Annotated in this window: 13 protein-coding genes and 1 pseudogene; 10 read left to right on the top strand and 4 right to left on the bottom strand. The window is 48.9% G+C overall.

Annotated elements, in window-relative coordinates; genetic code table 11:
* Nucleotides 1–55 precede the first annotated feature (55 nt).
* Nucleotides 56–370, top strand: a pseudogene (gene hisI / locus I2G42_RS00805) (phosphoribosyl-AMP cyclohydrolase); the annotation flags it as partial.
* 97 nt (nucleotides 371–467) lie between these two features.
* Here hisI and I2G42_RS00800 read toward each other — a convergent pair.
* Entirely contained in the window at nucleotides 468–1883 is a 1416-nt protein-coding gene (locus tag I2G42_RS00800) for an NCS2 family permease (protein ID WP_195530661.1), read from the bottom strand.
* Nucleotides 1884–2195: 312 nt separating this feature from the next.
* Here I2G42_RS00800 and I2G42_RS00795 point away from each other — a divergent pair, with 312 nt between their 5' ends.
* Nucleotides 2196–3857: a Na/Pi cotransporter family protein gene (locus I2G42_RS00795; RefSeq protein WP_022461870.1), complete on the top strand. Its 1662-nt coding sequence runs from the start codon at nucleotides 2196–2198 to the stop codon at nucleotides 3855–3857.
* A 118-nt stretch (nucleotides 3858–3975) separates the two neighbouring features.
* On the opposite strand, the gene I2G42_RS00790 is transcribed toward I2G42_RS00795, so the two are convergent.
* Nucleotides 3976–5454, bottom strand: a complete 1479-nt coding sequence (locus tag I2G42_RS00790; RefSeq protein WP_022461869.1) for a S1C family serine protease — start codon at nucleotides 5452–5454, stop codon at nucleotides 3976–3978.
* A 214-nt stretch (nucleotides 5455–5668) separates the two neighbouring features.
* Between I2G42_RS00790 and I2G42_RS00785 the strand changes: the two genes are divergently transcribed.
* Together I2G42_RS00785 and feoB are read left to right on the top strand one after the other, a co-directional pair.
* Nucleotides 5669–7198, top strand: coding sequence for an ASKHA domain-containing protein (locus I2G42_RS00785; protein ID WP_195530625.1), 1530 nt, complete (start codon nucleotides 5669–5671; stop codon nucleotides 7196–7198).
* 76 nt (nucleotides 7199–7274) lie between these two features.
* Nucleotides 7275–9620, top strand: a complete 2346-nt coding sequence (gene feoB, locus I2G42_RS00780) for a ferrous iron transport protein B (protein WP_195530624.1) — start codon at nucleotides 7275–7277, stop codon at nucleotides 9618–9620.
* Nucleotides 9621–9716: 96 nt separating this feature from the next.
* Here feoB and I2G42_RS00775 read toward each other — a convergent pair whose 3' ends face one another.
* Nucleotides 9717–10508, bottom strand: a complete 792-nt coding sequence (locus I2G42_RS00775) for a hypothetical protein (protein ID WP_055226353.1) — start codon at nucleotides 10506–10508, stop codon at nucleotides 9717–9719.
* A 354-nt stretch (nucleotides 10509–10862) separates the two neighbouring features.
* On the opposite strand from I2G42_RS00775, the gene pfkB reads away from it, so the two are divergent.
* From pfkB to I2G42_RS00750, 5 genes are all read left to right on the top strand, one after another.
* Nucleotides 10863–11771, top strand: coding sequence for a 1-phosphofructokinase (gene pfkB / locus I2G42_RS00770; RefSeq protein ID WP_055226351.1), 909 nt, complete (start codon nucleotides 10863–10865; stop codon nucleotides 11769–11771).
* 15 nt (nucleotides 11772–11786) lie between these two features.
* On the top strand, nucleotides 11787–13700 hold the full coding sequence (locus tag I2G42_RS00765) for a PTS fructose transporter subunit IIABC (protein ID WP_055226349.1): 1914 nt from the start codon (nucleotides 11787–11789) through the stop codon (nucleotides 13698–13700).
* Nucleotides 13701–13768: 68 nt separating this feature from the next.
* Entirely contained in the window at nucleotides 13769–14026 is a 258-nt protein-coding gene (locus I2G42_RS00760) for an HPr family phosphocarrier protein (protein WP_022463097.1), read from the top strand.
* 263 nt (nucleotides 14027–14289) lie between these two features.
* Nucleotides 14290–15939 (top strand): phosphoenolpyruvate--protein phosphotransferase, encoded by a 1650-nt coding sequence (ptsP, locus tag I2G42_RS00755; protein WP_055226347.1) that lies wholly within the window; start codon nucleotides 14290–14292, stop codon nucleotides 15937–15939.
* Entirely contained in the window at nucleotides 15933–16688 is a 756-nt protein-coding gene (locus I2G42_RS00750) for a DeoR/GlpR family DNA-binding transcription regulator (RefSeq protein ID WP_055226343.1), read from the top strand. Before ptsP ends, I2G42_RS00750 begins: the two co-directional genes overlap by 7 nt.
* 88 nt (nucleotides 16689–16776) lie before the next feature.
* On the opposite strand, the gene I2G42_RS00745 is transcribed toward I2G42_RS00750, so the two are convergent.
* Nucleotides 16777–17415, bottom strand: coding sequence for an EFR1 family ferrodoxin (locus I2G42_RS00745; RefSeq protein ID WP_055226341.1), 639 nt, complete (start codon nucleotides 17413–17415; stop codon nucleotides 16777–16779).
* A 203-nt stretch (nucleotides 17416–17618) separates the two neighbouring features.
* Between I2G42_RS00745 and I2G42_RS16305 the strand changes: the two genes are divergently transcribed.
* Nucleotides 17619–18908: a transposase gene (locus I2G42_RS16305; protein WP_243277105.1), complete on the top strand. Its 1290-nt coding sequence runs from the start codon at nucleotides 17619–17621 to the stop codon at nucleotides 18906–18908.
* The last annotated feature ends 47 nt before the right edge of the window (nucleotides 18909–18955 follow it).

The following is an 18955-nucleotide window of genomic DNA, read 5'->3' as shown; positions in this document are numbered from 1 at the left end:
GAGCAGAAAAAGAGGAGAACAAGAGATGAAACAAGCATTAAAATGTGATTTTACCTGGGCGGATTTTAAGACAAACAGCGACGGCATGGTTCCGGTTGTTGTACAGGATGCGGAAAATGACGAAGTGCTGATGCTCGCCTACATGAATGAAGAAGCGTTTGAGACGACACTGCGCCTTGGAAAAATGACGTACTGGAGCAGAAGCCGCAATGAGCTCTGGATAAAGGGACTGAGCTCCGGCCATGTGCAGTATGTAAAACAGCTTCTGATCGACTGCGACAACGATACAATCCTTGCCAAAGTAGAACAGGTCGGCGCAGCGTGCCACACCGGAAACCGCACCTGCTTTTACCGGACCCTGGCAGAATAGAAATTTTTGATTCAGAGCATAAAAAGAGCTCCTGTTTCACAGAATAAAATCTGTGGGACAGGAGCCTTTTTATGCGGTTCTGTATCGTTAAAAGCCATTACAGAAGAAGGTATTTTAAGATAAACAGAACAGCCAGGATGTACATGATCACGCTGATCTTTTTTTCTTTTGCTTTTCCGCTCAGGATCTGGATTGCAACGTAGGAGATAACTCCCATGGCAATACCTTCGGAAATGCTGTAGAAGAACGGCATAGCTCCGATGCAGATGTAGCACGGAATCGCCTCGGAAAGATCGCTGAAATCAATGTTGACTACGTTGGTCAGCATGTAGAAGCCTACCACGATCAGTGCCGGAGCCGTTGCAAAGGACGGGATGGCAAGGAAGATCGGGGAGAGGAACAGAGCGAGGCCGAAGAGGATTGCAGTGGTAACAGCGGTAAGACCGGTACGGCCGCCTTCGGAAACGCCGGAAGCACTCTCAACGAAAGTCGTTGTGGTAGAAGTACCAAGAACAGCACCTGCGCAGGTAGCAACAGCATCTGCCATCAGCGCGCCCTTGATGCGCGGAAGTTTTCCGCTTTTGTCGAGCATGTTTGCCTTGGAAGATACACCGATCAGAGTTCCGATGGTATCAAACATATCGACAAACAGGAATGCAAACATGATCACGAAGAACTCGCCTGTTTTCAGAATGGAGAAATCCAGTTTTCCGAAAATCGGGGCAAGGCTTGGAATGGAAAGTCCGTTGGAAAAATCCGGGAACAGGCTGTAGAAGCCGTTTGCCGGGTTCGGAACGTAGAGACCGCATGCCTGGCAGATCATGCCGAGGATCCAGGTTGCAAGAATTCCCCAGAGGATGTTTCCTTTTACATTGCGTACGACAAGAACGGCGGTGAGGATAACACCGATGACTGCGAGCAGAACGGTGATTCCGACATCGTTAAACGTTCCTGCCACATACTCTGTTCCGTTTAATGTGGCTGCAGACTGCAGGTTGGCATTGTAGGAAGACAGGGAATAGAGACCTGCCACGGTTGAAGAGTTCGGCAGTACAATTTTTGCATTCTGAAGTCCGATGAATGCGATGAACAGACCGATGCCGACGCTGACTGCAGATTTCAGGCTGACTGGAATGGAGTTGAAGATTGCCTCACGGACGTTGGTCAGAGAAAGTACAATAAAGATGATACCTTCTGCAAAAACGGCGGTCAGGGCTGCCTGCCAGCTATATCCGTAGCCGAGAACAACGGTGTAGGCGAAATAGGCGTTGAGGCCCATTCCTGGTGCCAGAGCGAATGGATAATTGGCGAAAAGTGCCATGAGCAGGGTGCCAAGGAAGGCTGCCAGAGCCGTTGCGGTAAAGACAGCGCCGTGGTCCATGCCGGTGGAGGAAAGGATGTTCGGGTTGACGGCAAGAATGTACGCCATCGTCATGAACGTGGTGACACCGGCGATGATCTCGGTTTTGACCGTTGTTCCATTTTCCCGCAGCTTGAATGTGTTTTCCATCAGCTTGCTAAACTTTTCCATAGTTTTCTCTCCTTTTGAATTTTGTAGGCGGAAATGTCGCCTCATAATATGGAAACATCCTAAATGTTACAATATTATCAAGTAGAATGCAAGAAAGAAACGAAAAGAATCTGAAAATTTCTTGTCGAAATTTTTAATTTTTCTATAGACAAATGTCATGATTTCTTTTATGATAAAAAAGGTGTCTTGTAAAATCTGCGTTAAGTAAATGTAAAATATTGAGACCAAAACACGAAAATACTTTGACAGGGATTTTGAAAAGACATCAGAAAAAGACAAGGAAGAAAAAAGAATATGAGTGTAATAGTGTCTTTGATGGGCGGTCTGGGCTTCTTCTTATATGGAATGAAGCTGATGAGTGAAGGACTGCAGAAGGTTGCCGGATCCAAGATGAGAAGCATTCTGGAGGTATTTACGAAGAACCGTGTGATCGGTCTTCTGGTCGGTATTTTCTTTACCGCGCTGATTCAGTCCTCCAACGCTACAACCGTTATGGTGGTCAGCTTCGTAAACTCCGGTCTGATGAAACTGGCACAGGCTCCTGGAATTATCCTCGGAGCAAACATCGGTACGACAGTTACCGGACAGCTGATTGCGTTTGACCTTGCGGATATCGCGCCGCTGTTTGTCATCATCGGTGTTCTGATGGTTATGTTCGTAAAGAACAATCTGACGATCAGCCGTCTCGGCGAGGTTATCTTGGGATTTGGTATTCTGTTTATGGGTATCTCCGGTATCTCAGGAGCCCTGAACGAAGCAAAAGAGATCCCGGCAGTCGTCAACGCCCTCGGATCCCTGACGAATCCGTTTCTTGCGTTCTTAGTCGGCTGGGTGGCTACCGCGATTCTGCAGAGTAACTCTGCAACGGTCGGAATCATCATGCTTCTTGCAAGAGAGGGCTTGATGGGACTTCCGATCTGTCTGTTTATGATGCTTGGATGCAACATCGGATGTACGATGTCCGCTATTCTTGCCAGCTTCGGCTGCAAAAAAGATGCAAAACGTGCGGCATGTGTCCACCTGTTGTTCAACATCTCCGGAACGATTGTCTGCTCCATTATTTTCCTGCTGTTTGGAAATCAGGTAGTTGACTTCTTTATGGGTATTTCCGGAAACGAAGCAGGCCGTATGATCGCAAATGCAAACTCGATCATCAAAGTATGCCAGGTACTCCTGATGCTGCCGTTTACCCCGCTTCTGGTGAAGGCAACGTACTTTATCATCCGCGGAAATGACGAGGAAGACAAAAAGTTCGAGCTTGCCTACATCAGCTCGAAACATGCGATGTCCCCGACGACTGCAGTTCTGCAGGTTGTCCGTGAGATGGAGCGTATGGCACAGATGGCAGAGACCAACCTGATTCGCGCGATGAATACGCTGGTGACCCGCGATCAGAAAGAAATCGACGAGGTCTACCGTGTCGAGGAAAATATTAATTTCCTGAATAAAGAGATTACGAACTATCTGGTTCACTTAAATCAGGCATCGCTGCCGACATCAGACGTTATGCGCATCGGTGCGCTGTTCCATGTGGTCAATGATATCGAGCGGATTGGTGATCATGCCGAGAATGTCGCAGATTCTGCTGTGCAGATGACGAATGACAATGTGACCTTCAGCAAACAGGGCGAACTGGATCTTTCCGAGATGCTGGATATGGTATTAAAAATTCTCGATGAGTCGATCGAAATGTTTGCAAAGAATGATCTGCAGCACCTGCAGGAGATCATTGATATTGAAAATTCCATTGATCAGGAGGAGCGGGATCTGCAGCAGAAGCATGTAGAGCGTCTGACCCGCAACGAATGTACGCCGGAAGCCGGCATGATCTTCTCCGATCTTGTATCCGGACTCGAGCGTGTCGCGGACCATGCAACCAATATTGCATTCTCCATTCTGGATGAAGATCCGGAAGAGAAAGCAGCCCGCGAGGCAGTTGCAGGAGCAGAAAAATAAGAAATGGATTAAGAGAATAGGAGAAAGGCCCCGAAACATTGGAGTTATGTTTCGAGGCCTTTCTTTCATGCTTATGATGTTTTTTATTTATGGATTTCTTTCACGGGAGAGCGGGCAGTCAGATCGAAGGAGTAGCGGAGGTCAGGGTATTTCCTCCCTCTGCAGAGCGGGATGAACCCGCATTCTGCTGGGAATCGCTCTGCTGATCATCTGAAGAGCTGGTGCTCGTTCCGAGGGTCAGGGAGAAGGTCTTTGTCTCATAGGATCCGTTGTCTGGAACCTGTACTTCCACCTCGACGGTTTCGCCGGCAGAGTAATACTGCAGCAGGGATTTCAGCTCGCTGGTAGAGGTGATGGAATGTCCGTCAAAGCTGGTCAGAACGTATCCGGATTTCAGACCTGCATTTTCAGCGGCACCGCCGGAGGTTACTTCGGAGATATAGATGCCGGCCGGCATATTGTATGCCTGCTGGATCTGGCTGCTGACATCGAGGCATTTGATGCCGATCGTTCCCTGATCTTCTGCGGCAACCTTTGTTCTGGTCTGCTCATTCATCAGATTTTCAATAATATCGGAAACACGGGAGATCGGGATTGCATAGCCCATGCCCTCTACCTCTGTAGAAGCAAGTTTTGCGGAGTTGATACCGATGACCTCTCCGTTCATGTTCAGAAGAGCGCCGCCGCTGTTGCCAGGGTTGATGGCTGCATCGGTCTGTAAGTAGGTCTTTCCGGTTGTATCGGTGGAAGAAGTATCTGCCGTTGTTCCATCGGAGCTTCCGTCAGAAGAGGAATCGCTGTCGATCACACGGTTTGCAGCACTGATGATACCGGTCGTAACGGACTGGCCGTAGCCGAGTGCGTTGCCGATCGCAACGACCTGCTCGCCGACCTCAACGGAATCAGAATCGCCCATCGTGGCAACAGCGATGCTGCTCATCGTGTCATCCGGGATCTCGGAGAGCGGAACGGCGATGACGGCAAGATCGTTATCGGCATCGGTACCTTTGATATTTGCCTTGCAGACCTGATTGTTTACAAAACTGACAGAAAGAGTATCGGCATCTTCTACTACATGGTTATTGGTGACGATCAGAAGCTCGGTGTCATTCTTTCCGATGATGATACCGGAACCGCAGCTTGTGGTCTCCTCGGTCTGCGGAGTCTGGGCACCGTAACCGAACATGCTGAAGTAGTTCTGTACTTCCTGTACGGACTGGTTTGTGATGGAGACGATCGACGGCATTGCGTTTTTCGCAATCGTGGAAACATCCATCGTTCCGGTGGAAGTGGAGCTTGAGGATGTGGCAGCGGCTTTTAAGAGGCTGCTGTTGGAAGTCGTCTGCTGTGCAGTGGTTGTTGTTGCAGTGGCTGTCGTGCTTCCGGCAAAGTGGTTGACTGCCTGGAAGGTACCGCCGGCAACACCGCCGAACAGAACTGCGCTTAAGGCGATGGCTCCGATTTTCTTTGCAAGCTTAGCAGCTTTTTTATTTTTGGAAGAAGGTTTCTTTCCGTTGAAGCTGTTCTGCTCTGCTGCCATCATGTTCTCATTATTGGTTTCGTTTTCGTTATTGTAGTTGTTTCTGTAGTCCATCATAATAAATACTTCCTTTCTGGTATCTGTATTTTAAACTGTGTTCCGGAACCGGCTTCCGGTTTTGTTTGCTTCCTTTTTTTGTTTCTATGCTTTGCAGTATAATGGGAATCTGTGATGGAAATGTAGTAAAAATGTGAAAAAAATAAGTTCTCTGGAAAAGAGAAAAGTGCTACAATAAGAAACAGAAAAATGATCAGGAAATGAGGAAGTAATAATGAATAGAGGAATAACACAGAAACAGTATCTGGAGTTGGTCCCGCCGACGGAGGAGGACGCCCGCTCCAGCCAGATGCGGATACTGGATGCATTAAAAGAGAAAGGAATCACCGCATCATTTACCCTTCCAGCGCTGCAGAAACTGTATCCCATCTGCGATGAGGCAGACTATAACATAACGGTTTCCCTCGCATGGAATGGAAGCATCTGGCAGGCGGTTGATCTGGAAGCGGGCGATACAGCAGCAGAGCATTACGGTTATGCCGCTGATCTTGGAAGTACGACCGTCGTTGTGCGCCTGGTAAACTGCAGCGACGGTACCGTGCTTGCCGAGGAGAGCGAATACAACCGCCAGACTGCCTATGGAACCGATATTCTGACGAGAATCTTTGCCTGTAAGGATAAACCGGAGGTACTGCAGGACATCCGTGCGTGTACGATGGAGACATTTACACTGCTCTTTGAAAAACTTCGCCAAAAGACAGGAATTGCGCCATCGGATGTTCTCTCAATGGTCGTATCCGGCAACACAACGATGATCCATTTCCTGCTGGGACTGGATCCGTTCTGCGTCTTTTCATCCCCGTACGCCGTGCGCGCGGACCGCGTCGGATTCCTTCCGGCGAAAGAGATGGGATTTCCCATGAAGGGATGTGTCTACTGCGTGCCGGGAAAATCCAATTACCTGGGCGGTGATATATTAAGCGGCATGATCGCAACGGAACTCTATAAAAAAGAAACGATCAGCGTCTTTTTTGATATCGGAACGAACGGCGAGCTTGTCGTCGGAAACCGGGAATTTCTGCTCTGCGGCGCAGGCGCTGCCGGTCCGGCGCTCGAGGGCGGCGTGGTCAAAACCGGCATGCGAGCGGCAGAAGGCGCTGTTGATACGGTAAAAATAGAAGACGGGAAAATCCAGTGCCATGTAATCGGAGAGGGTAAGCCAAAGGGCATCTGCGGTTCCGGCATTATCGATCTGCTCGCGGAATTATTCCTAAATGGATGGATCAACCTGTTCGGCACCCTGCAGCCGGAGCGGTCTGAAAAGATCAAGGAAGACCCGGAGACGGGAGAGTGGTGCGTTGAATATAGTGAAGGGCTGTGCTTCTATCAGAGTGATATCGCCGAATTCCTTCGTACAAAGTCAGCGGCCTACACGATGGTTGAGTACATGATGCGTGAATCCGGCATTTCCATGGAAGAAATTGACCGGTTTTACGCGGCTGGTGCATTTGGAAAGCACGTTTCAAAGGAATCCGCCATCACGATCGGCATGTACCCGGATATGGACCGCAGCCGCCTGATCTGCGCCGGAAATACGTCGCTTGCGGGAGCAGAAAAAATCCTGCTGGATCGGACCTGCATCGACGATATTGACCGCATTCTGGACGAGATGGTCTACATCCAGTTCGGCCAGGTCGCCGCTTTCATCTCTATGATGAAAGCGGCCCAGGCAATCCCACACACGGATCTGGAGTTGTTTCCGAGTGTACAGAAGAAGCTCGAAGAAAAACAAAAAGAGAAATAATGACAATTGCTTGACCGCAGTCGAATCGTGTCATATACTTACTATTGATAATGAGAATCAATAAGGAGTGAAATATATGACACTGAAAGAACTGCCGATCGGCAAAACAGCGACCATCCGCACGGTAGGAGGAGAGGGCGCGCTGCGGCAGCACTTCCTCGATATGGGAATCATTCCGGGGGCGGAAGTGACGATGGTAAAGTATGCACCGATGGGAGACCCTGTGGAAGTGCGGATTCACAGCTATGAACTGACACTCCGCCTCGCCGATGCCGGACGGATTGCCATTGATGAGATGCGGGACGCTGTAAAAGAAAAAGAGCAGCCGGATGCGAAAGCAATTCCGCATCCCGGCTTTGGAGAGGGCGGAAAGTACCACAATAAGGCAGAGGAGCATCCGCTGCCGGAAGGAGAGCTGTTGTCCTTTGCGCTGGCCGGAAACCAGAACTGCGGCAAGACCACCCTGTTCAACCAATTAACGGGATCCAACCAGCACGTCGGAAACTTCCCCGGCGTGACCGTAGACCGGAAGGACGGTGAAATCCGCGGCCAGAAAAACACGCTGGTCACCGATCTTCCCGGCATTTATTCGATGTCTCCGTATTCAAGCGAAGAGATCGTCACCCGGAATTTCGTTCTGAACGAGCATCCGCGCGGCATCATCAATATTGTAGATGCGACAAATATCGAACGAAACCTGTATCTGACGATGCAGCTGATGGAACTCGACGTTCCGATGGTACTGGCCCTCAACATGATGGATGAGGTACGCGAAAACGGCGGTTCTGTGCTCGTGAACCAGATGGAAGAGAGACTTGGCATCCCGGTTATCCCGATTTCCGCTGCAAAAAACGAGGGAATCGAGGAACTGGTTGCCCATGCTGTCCATGTGGCCAAATACCAGGAAAAACCGGGCAGAAAGGACTTCTGTGAGGCGAATGACCACGGCGGTGCCGTCCACCGTGCGTTGCATGCGATCATGCATCTGATCGAGGATCACGCCACAAGGGCGGATATTCCGGTGCGGTTTGCGGCGAGCAAGCTGGCAGAGGGCGATGCGCTGGTCCTGGAGCAGCTGGCCCTCGATGAAAACGAGAAAGAGATGCTCGAGCATATCGTCTGTCAGATGGAGACGGAGCGCGGCCTGGACCGCGCGGCGGCGATTGCGGATATGCGTTTTAATTTTATTGAAAAAGTCTGCCGTGAGACCGTGGTAAAACCAAAAGAGAGCCGCGAGCATGTGCGGAGCACAGAAATTGACCGTGTGCTGACCGGAAAATATACGGCTCTGCCATGTTTTGCCGGGATTATGGCGGCTGTCTTTTTCCTGACCTTCCATGTGATCGGAGCATCGCTGCAGAGTGTGCTGGAGGTTCTGATCGGAAAACTGACCGAGCTCGTGGACAGCGCCATGAAAGCATGGGGCGTCAATCCGGTGCTTCATTCCCTTGTGATTGACGGTATTTTTAACGGCGTCGGAAGTGTCTTAAGCTTCCTTCCGATCATCGTCACCCTGTTTTTCTTCCTGTCCATTCTGGAAGACAGCGGCTATATGGCGCGCGTGGCATTTGTGATGGATAAGCTGCTCCGGAAAATCGGCCTCTCCGGCCGCAGTATCGTGCCGATGCTGGTCGGTTTTGGCTGTACCGTGCCGGGCGTCATGGCGAGCCGCACCCTGCCTTCCGAGCGTGACCGGAAAATGACGATCCTATTAACTCCGTTTATGAGCTGTTCGGCAAAACTTCCGATTTACGCGTTCTTTACCGCCGCATTCTTCCCGAAATACAGTGCCCTTGTGATGGTTCTTCTGTATTTCGGTGGTATCTTCATGGCTGTCCTGATGGCGATGCTGATGCAGGGAACTTTATTCCAGGGAGAAGCCGTTCCGTTTGTCATGGAGCTTCCAAACTACCGCATGCCGGGGGCAAAAAATGTCGGACAGCTTTTGTGGGATAAGGCAAAAGACTTCCTGCAGCGGGCATTCACCGTCATTTTTGTTGCCACGATTGTGATCTGGTTTTTACAGACCTTTGGAACGCATCTCAATGTCGTGGAGGACTCCAAGGACAGCATTCTCGCCGTTGTCTCCGGCCGTCTCGCCCCGTTTTTTCGGCCGCTTGGATTTGGAGACTGGAGAGTATCGACCGCCCTTCTAACCGGATTTATGGCAAAGGAGAGTGTCGTCTCCACACTTTCCGTACTGTTCGGCACGACCGCACAGCTGACCGAAATCCTGACACCGGTTTCCGCATTAAGCCTTCTGGTTTTCTGCCTCCTCTATACGCCGTGTGTGGCGGCAGTCGCTTCCATCAAGCGGGAGCTTGGCGGCAGATGGGCAGCCGGTGTTGTCGTTTCACAGTGTGTGATCGCCTGGCTGGCAGCTTTTGTCGTACATGGCTTTGCACTGCTGTTTGGCATGTAAAAAAGAATGTTAAATAAGAAAAGCTCTGCAGAACAGAAAATGCAAAATTCTGATCTGCAGAGCTTTTGATATATGGCTGGTAAAAAAATGCCGGTTTTAAATTTTTCGTATCACATGCTTTAAAATTCTTGTCTTGTGGAGCAGAAAGATCGAGCAGTCCATAAACAGATGGGCAAGAAAGGTGCTCAAAATGACGCCATTTGATTTCAGCAGAAAGCCGACATGGAACCCATACCAGCACACGAAACCGGAGTAGGCGCTCATGATGACAAGAAGCGGTAGATTTTCCAACACGCCCCGCATCGTTTCAAGAAAACTCTTGACCGTAAAGTCGAAATACAGGAAGCGGCCGACCGTCAGTGTCAGGAAATAGAGAATCAGGCCGTCGTAATTCGTGTCCTCGTAGATAAAGCGGATGTACAGAAGAATCAGTACAATATAGAAGACCGAAATCAGCCGCACCGACGCCTTCTGCTCCGGGTCAAGGTGCGTGAGCTTTACCAGAACCACATCGAGCCAGCTCGTCAGAAAGACGGAGAGCACGATAAAGACAAGAAGCACCACATCCTGATATTTCTCCCAGTACATCGAAATCTGCGGCAGACGCTCATCGATAATGTAATAGAGGGAGAGGAAGAGAAGAATCGAAGTGCCGGAGAAAACCAGCTCATAAAAGCTTTCCACAATCTGATACTGCCTGCGCTGGTGTTTCTTCCGGCGTATTTTTTTCGCTTTTTCCTCTGTCTCCTCTTTTAGCTGCCGCTGAATCTGCAATTTTGCAATCAGAAGCACAAGGGCAAGCACCAGAATCAGGCCGAGCAGTGAGACAAGCAGAAAACTGCCCACATTGGCGGGATCAAAATAGTGAAGAATATAGTATCGTTTCAAATAAAATCACCTCTTCTGGAAATTCTTTTTTTGATTTCTCTTCACTTTAGTACCAAATCCGGAAAAAGTAAAGTACAAAAATGAGAACAGAAAGAAAGTGTCTGATAAAAAATGACCGAAATGGAGAGAATAAAGTGATCAATGCGTGACAGGGAAGAAAAGATGACGATCAGTCAAAGTCGGTCAAAACAGGGCGATAAACCGGGAAAATCCGTCACAAAACTCTAAACTTATGCAAATGTGACAAAAAGAGAAGGGAAAATTCATGAAATATTAATGATTGATTTTGAATGAATATGACGATATGATAATCTTATCAAAGCAAACACGATCAAAATAAAGCAGGAGGGAAATATGATTTACACAGTGACATTCAATCCGTCTCTGGACTACATTGTATCGGTGGAAGACTTCAAGCTCGGCCTTACCAACCGCACAAGCTCCGAGCTGATGCTTCCGGGCGGAAAAGGAATCAACGTATCGACCGTACTTGGAAACCTTGGAATTGAGAGCACAGCGCTCGGATTTCTGGCAGGCTTTACCGGAAAAGAAATCGCCGGACGGCTCGACCAGATGGGAATTAAAAACGGCTGCATCTGGCTGGAAGAAGGATATTCCCGCATCAACGTCAAATTAAAGAGCATTGACGGAACTGAGATCAACGGACAGGGACCCGAAATCCCGGAGAAAAAAGTGGAAGAGCTGATGAAACAGCTTTCCGCACTCGGCGAGGGCGACGTTCTCTTCCTCGCAGGCAGCATCCCGTCATCCATGGCAGATGATGCCTATCAGAAAATTATGGAAATGCTCGACGGCAAGGGCATCCGCATCGTCGTAGACGCGACCCGTGATCTGCTGATGAAGGTTCTGCCGTACCACCCGTTCCTCATCAAACCGAACAATCACGAACTCGGCGAGATTTTCGGTGTGGAATTAAAGACAAGAGAGTCGGTTGTTCCGTATGCAAAACAGCTGCAGAAAAAGGGCGCACAGAACGTTCTGGTTTCCATGGCAGGCGAAGGAGCCGTTCTCGTTGCCGCATCCGGTGAGGTCTTTGAAGCTCCGGCCCCGAAAGGAAAGCTTATCAACGGCGTCGGCGCAGGAGACTCGATGGTAGCCGGATTCATGGCAGGCTACATGGAAAAAGAAGATTACCTCCATGCGTTCCATATGGGAATCGCAGCGGGAAGTGCAAGTGCTTTTTCTGAAAACCTTGCAACCCGGGAGGAAATTGCATCTGTCTACGAACAGATTACAAAATAAAAGGGAGGACGTCTCATGAGAATCACAGATTTGCTGGACATCCGCAGTATTGCGCTGGATGCCGCACCGAAAAGCAAACAGGAAACGCTTGACGCAGCCGTAGCGCTGATGGTCAAAAGCGGAAAGATCACAGACGAAGATGCGTACCGCGCACAGGTTTACGCAAGAGAAGAAGAGAGCACCACAGGAATCGGAGAGGGAATTGCGATTCCGCACGGAAAATGTGATGCAGTAAACAAACCGGGCCTTGCAGCCATGGTTATCCCGAACGGTGTTGATTTTGATTCTCTCGATGGAGAGCCGGTCACCCTGCTGTTCCTCATCGCAGCGCCGAACACAAAAGACAACGTTCACCTCGATGTCTTAAGTAAACTTTCCATGATGCTGATGGATGAAGAGTTCACCAAGAGCCTTCGAAACGCAAGGACACCGGAAGAGTTCCTTGCCATTATCGACCGCGCCGATGAAGAGAAAAAGAGCGTAGATGAGCGTCTTGCAGAGCCGGTGGAAGCAAAAGAAAATCAGGTGAAGATTCTCGCCGTTACTTCCTGCCCGACCGGTATTGCCCACACTTACATGGCAGCCGAGGGAATCGAGAAAGCAGCGAAAGCAAAAGGATGCTTCGTAAAAGTCGAGACACGAGGCTCCGGCGGAGCGAAAAACGTGCTGACTGCACAGGAAATCGCCGATGCGGACTGCATCATCGTTGCAGCCGACGCACAGGTTCCGATGGATCGTTTCGACGGAAAGAAAGTCATTCAGCGCCAGGTATCCGACGGTATCAGCAAAGCAGATGAGCTGATCGAGCTTGCGATGTCCGGAAACGCACCGGTTTACAAGAGCGGCAATGCGCAGACAGCCGCAGCAAGCACGAAGAAGAACAGCGGCGGTATCGGCCACCAGCTGTACACCCAGCTGATGAATGGTGTTTCCCATATGCTTCCGTTCGTTGTCGGCGGCGGTATTCTGATCGCAATCGCATTCCTGATCGACGGACTTCTTGTTGATATGAACTCCCTTGATGCCGCAGCCAGATCAAACTTCGGTACGATTACCCCGGCTGCAGCGATGTTCAAACAGATCGGCGGCGTGGCATTCGGCTTCATGCTCCCGGTTCTTGCAGGCTACATCGCCATGGCAATCGGCGACCGGCCGGCACTTGCCCTTGGTTTTGTCGGCGGTATGATGGCATCGAGCGGAACCTCCGGTTTCCTTGGAGCACTCGTTGCCGGTTTTGCAGCAGGCTACATTATCCTTGGCCTCCGCAAAGCATGTGAGAAACTTCCGGAAGCACTCGAAAAGATTGCGCCGGTTCTGATTTACCCGGTAGTCGGCATCCTTGCGATGGGACTTCTGATGCTCTTCATTGTAGAGCCGATCATGGGAACCGTCAACACGGTACTGAACAATGGTCTTGCTTCCATGGGCGGATCCAGCAAGCTGATCCTTGGCATGATCCTCGGCGGCATGATGGCCATCGACATGGGCGGCCCGTTCAACAAAGCAGCTTACGTATTCGGAACAGCAGCCATCGCAGCAGGAAACTACGACATTATGGCATCCGTTATGATCGGCGGTATGGTTCCTCCGTGTGCGATTGCACTTGCAACCCTGCTGTTCAAAGATAAATTTACAAAAGAAGAAAGAGAATCCGGTCCGACCAACTTCATCATGGGACTCGCCTTCATCACCGAGGGTGCGATTCCATTCGCAGCAGCAGACCCGATCCACGTTCTTCCGGCCTGCATCATCGGCTCTGGCCTCGCAGGTGCGCTCTCCATGGCATTTGGCTGTACCTTAATGGCACCGCACGGCGGCATCTTCGTTGTACCGGTTATGGGAAATGCGCTGCTTTATCTGGTGGCAGTTGTCATCGGAACAGTGGTATCCGCAGTTCTGCTTGGAGTTTTAAAGAAAAAAGTTGCATAAAAGAGTAGAAAAAAGACAGAAAACAAAGTAAAATAAAAATATCAAAGATCCTATGGGAGGAAAAAATCATGAAAGAATTTAAGTATGTTGTAACAGATCCAGAAGGAATCCACGCTCGTCCGGCAGGAATGCTGGTAAAAGCAGTCAAAGAATTTTCCTGTGATATCAAGATCGCAAAAGACGGAAAAGCCATGAACTGCAAAGCCATCTTCGGCATCATGGGACTGGCTGTAAAACAGGGCGAAGAAGTTACCCTGACCTTCGATGGAGCAGATGAAGATGCTGCATACGAAGCAATCAGCAATTTCATGAAAGAGAACTTGTAATTCTACAGAGCCATGCGGAATGGAAGAAAAAAGTGCGAATCATGCTTGCATGAATGAGTGCTTTTTTCTGGAATTCCATATGGCGAGAAGCCACATCGAAATGGAGCGTAAGCGGAATTGAGATGGGGCTCTGGAGAATTACAATATAGTAATCGGCAGGAGCGTGTTTGAAAAACTTTCTGAAACTAAGAAATCCTTTTTAAACACGCTCCGGCTGTCTGGACAGAAAATTCGGATATCGAGAACAAAGGTGGAGAAAACTTATGCAGATTTATCAGGGAAAAAGCGTATTTTCCGGCATTGCGATCGGAAAGATCCGCGTATACAAAAAGAATGAGCGTCAGGTAAAACGTGTGAAAGTAGAAAATCCGGATGCGGAGATGGCACGGTTTGAGGAAGCAAAGGCAAAAGGAATCGCACAGCTTGGCGTTCTGTATGAAAAAGCATGCAAAGAGGTTGGCGAGGCCAATGCAGCGATCTTCGAGGTACATCAGATGATGATGGAGGACGACGGCTACAACGAGTCCGTCGAGAATATTATCAAGAGCCAGGGCGTCAACGCTGAGTATGCCGTTGCAACGACAGGCGACAACTTTGCGCAGATGTTTTCTGCCATGGACGATGATTACATGAGAGAGCGCGCGGCAGACGTAAAGGATATTTCCGAGCGTCTGATCTCCATCTTAAACGGAGACGACACCGACGCATCCTTAAACGACGAACCGGCGATCATCGTGGCAGATGACCTTGCGCCGTCTGAGACGGTACAGATGGATAAGGACAAAGTTCTTTCTTTTGTTACCGTACACGGTTCTTTAAATTCCCACACCGCTATCCTTGCAAGAACCATGGCGATTCCGGCACTGGTCGGAACACCGCTTCCGCTGGATGAGAGCGTAGACGGAAAGCTCGGCATCGTAGACGGATCGGATGGAACCATCTATGTTGATCCGGACGAGGAGACTCTTGCTGCCATGCAGAAGCGCCGCACCGAGGAGGAGGAAAAGAAAAAACTGCTCCTCACCTTAAAGGGAAAAGAAAATATTACACTGGACGGACAGAAAATTCTGCTGTATGCTAATATTGGAAACATCAAAGACCTTGCGGCTGTCATGCAGAACGACGCGGGCGGCATCGGCCTGTTCCGAAGCGAGTTTATCTATCTGGAGCAGGATCACTATCCAACAGAGGAGGAGCAGTTCCGTATCTACAAACAGGCAGCAGAGACGATGGCGGGAAAACGCGTCATCATCCGTACCCTCGATATCGGTGCTGACAAACAGTGCGATTATTTCGAGATGGAAAAAGAGGAGAATCCGGCACTTGGCTGCCGTGCGATCCGCATCTGCCTGACGCGGCCGGAGATCTTCAAGACACAGCTTCGCGCGCTGTTCCGCGCAAGCGCATATGGAAAAATTGCCATTATGTATCCAATGATCACAAGTGTCGGCGAGGTTCGCCAGATCAAAGCGATTGTGGAGGAAGTAAAAGCTTCTCTTGCTGAGCAGGGCATTGAGTACGGAAATCCAGAGCAGGGTATCATGATCGAGACCCCGGCGGCTGCCATCATCAGCGATGAGCTGGCAAAAGAGGTTGATTTCTTCAGTATCGGAACGAACGACCTCAGTCAGTACACCCTCGCGATCGACCGCCAGAACACCAAACTGGATCCATTCTTTGATCCGCACCACCCGGCGATTCTGCGCATGATCCGGATGGTTGTGGAGAATGCACACAAAGCAGGCATCTGGGCAGGTATCTGCGGCGAGCTCGGCGCAGATCAGGAGCTGACAAAAGAGTTCCTTGCCATGGGCGTGGATGAACTCTCCGTATCCCCGGGAAACATCCTTCCGCTCCGCAAAATCATTCTGGAAACCAATGTGGCAGAATATAAGGCAGGAAAGAAATGTTAACACAGCAGAGACATGAAATTATCTTGAAACTGTTAAAAGAAAAGGGAAGCATCACCGTGACGGAAGTCCGGGATCTTCTCGACACTTCGGAATCTACGGTACGCCGCGATATCACGGCGCTCGATAAGGAGGGCAAGCTGGAAAAGGTATTCGGCGGTGCCGTGGAGGCCGGTCAGAAAGTGACGGCGCATGAGTACACCGTTGCACAGAAAAATGAGCTGAACTGCGACGCCAAGCGGAAAATTGCAGAGTATGCGGCATCCCTGATTGAACCGGATGATTTCGTCTTTCTCGATGCGGGAACGACGACAGCGCATATGATCGATTTTATCGGAACAACCTCCGCCGTTTTCGTGACCAACGCAGTTGCCCATGCACAGCGGCTGGCATCCCGCGGCTATAAAGTCATTCTGGTCGGCGGCGAGCTGAAAAGCTCCACCGAAGCCGTTGTGGGAAACCAGGCGATCCGCACGATTCAAGAATACCACTTCACCAAAGGCTTTTTCGGCACTAACGGTGTCACAAGAAGAAGCGGCTGCACAACGCCGGATGTCAATGAAGCAGTAATCAAAAAGACCGCCATGGAGCAGTGCCGCCAGTGCTACGTCCTCTGTGACGCAAGCAAATTTAACAGCATCAGTTCCGTTACCTTCGCAGACTTTGAAAAACCGATTTTTATCACGGACCGGAAAGTTCCCGGGTATGAGAAGAGCAAACATATCATCGTATGCGAGACGGAGCGAAAATAAAAAGCCAACATCTTACACGCACATAAATTGCAAAGCGCCCCGGCCCTGCAGATCATTTGGATGCAGGACCGGGGCGCCGTTTACAGACTTATTCTTTGATTTCCGCCAGCATTACATCTGGATGATGATACTGCGGACGATGTTTCAAAAATGGAACTTTAAGCAGGGTAGCATTCTTGGGACACCAGTGAAGACAGGCATAACAGGCTGCACAGGAATGTCCTCCATAAAAATACGATGCAGTAACAAAATCTTCTTTTGGCAGACTTCCGTCAGATGTAAAGTTTGTTTTTCGTTCTTTTATAAAAGATATGATAGATTTTAACCGTTCCGGTGCTTTTTTCAGTCGTTCCAGATTTTCCTGCTCTGAGCTGATTAAACAGTTGCCTGGCATCTGCAGATCAAAGACAGCCGACAGGTTTGCACCGCTGCGGGAAAGTGCCTGACTTAGGCTGACAAAAGAATTTCCGCTTTTTCCATTGTTAGAAGTCATGACGACAAAAGTATAGCAGTCAGGATTGACCGTTAACTTCAATAAAAATTCTTTTACAATCCATGGCAGATCGCTCATGTAGGTAGGAAAGACAAAACCGATTATATCGTCTTTGCAGAAAAAATTGCTTTCTGTTTTCTGTTTTATAATATTCTCAACAGGCTGATTCAGCTCTTTTCCAATTTCTTTTGCAGCCCAAAGCGAATTACCAGTTCCGGTAAAATAAAAAATCATAAGTTTTTCCCTCTCTTTTTGAAGTTTATGACGGAGAAAATATTTTTATCCGTTTGCTTTATATTATTTTAAAACTATGATGTTGGGGTCAAAAGCCCCTCTATAGTACCTTGAAAAGTTCATATATTTTGTAGTAAATACAAGCCTAAATGGTTTACTTGCTGTATAATAGAGATATCTTAGTAGGAAAGAAGGCAATCTCTATGTCATTCAAAGAAAATACTTACCAGCAAATGTCATTTACAGATAGTTTTTCTGGATTAACTGCCAGAGAACAAAAAGCATTGGAAAAATCCTGGGCAAAAGTCTTTGCCGATGAAATATTTCCTGCCATTGATGAAAAGCGTTTTTCTGTCTTATACAGCGATAAGGCATCCAGACCGAATACTCCGGTCAACGTGATTGTTGGTGCGCTCATTATCAAAGAGCTTTTTGATTATTCCGATGACGAGATGGTCGAAAATCTTATGCTGGATTTTCGAATTCAGTACGCACTGCACACAACAAGTTTTGAAGAACAGTCTTTGAGTGACAAGACCTTAAGCCGTTTCCCCAAGAGGTGCTATGATTATGAAACACTTCACAACAAGGATCTTTATCATGATTGTGTGAAAGATTTAAGTGCTTCCATTGCAAAACTGGTGGGAATCAGCGGTAAAGTCAGGCGTATGGATTCCATGATGATCGAATCCAACGTCCGCAGGCTCAGCCGAATGGAACTGATATACACCTGCATTGCAAAGCTGGCGATGTATGTGAATAAAATCAATGGTTCCGCTCTGTCTGACGATTTAAAACATTATATCGATCCTAACGATTTTAACAGAGTGATTTATCATCAGCGCAGTACCGATGCAGATGAGCGCATGAAGCAGCTCTTAACGGATGCGGATAAACTTCTTGCCCTGTGTGAGTCTGATTACAATGATTCAACAGAGTATGATCTGTTTGTCAGATGCCTGTCAGAACAGACCATTGTTGAAAATGAAAACCGAAGACTCCGCACGAAAGAAGACGGCGGCATGAAATCAACCATGCTGCAGAATCCTTCTGACCCTGAAGCGACATTCCGGAATAAAGCAGGAAAAGAGCATCGAGGATATGCTGCTAATCTTGAAGAATCCGTTGGAGCCAATGGTTCTGTTGTAACAGAGTACCAGTATGAGCAAAACAACCATAGTGACAGTCAGTTTATCCAGGAGCACCTTGCGCAGATGGATAACCAGGAAGAACGGACTGTTATAGTCACGGATGGAGCATATAGTGGAACAGAAAACACACAACTTGCAGCTCATAAAAACGTAGAACTGATTACCACAAGTCTGACGGGGAAACCGGCTCCGGATATCCTTGCTGATTTTGAATTCAACGAAGAGGGAACAAAAGTCCTCCGATGTCCAGCCGGCCATGCACCGAAAAGCTGTTCTTATATGAAACCAAGCAATCAGTGTGCCGTTTCCTCTCTGCATGAGCAGTGTGCCAACTGTCCGTAGCAGGATCAATGCAAGCCGAAGATCTTTAAGAAGGTTGCAAAAATAGT

Source organism: Fusicatenibacter saccharivorans (genome assembly GCF_015557635.1).
Taxonomy (GTDB): Bacteria; Bacillota; Clostridia; order Lachnospirales; family Lachnospiraceae; genus Fusicatenibacter; species Fusicatenibacter saccharivorans.
The sequence above is the reverse complement of the archived record's forward strand: the minus strand, read 5'-3'. Positions and strand labels throughout refer to the sequence as shown.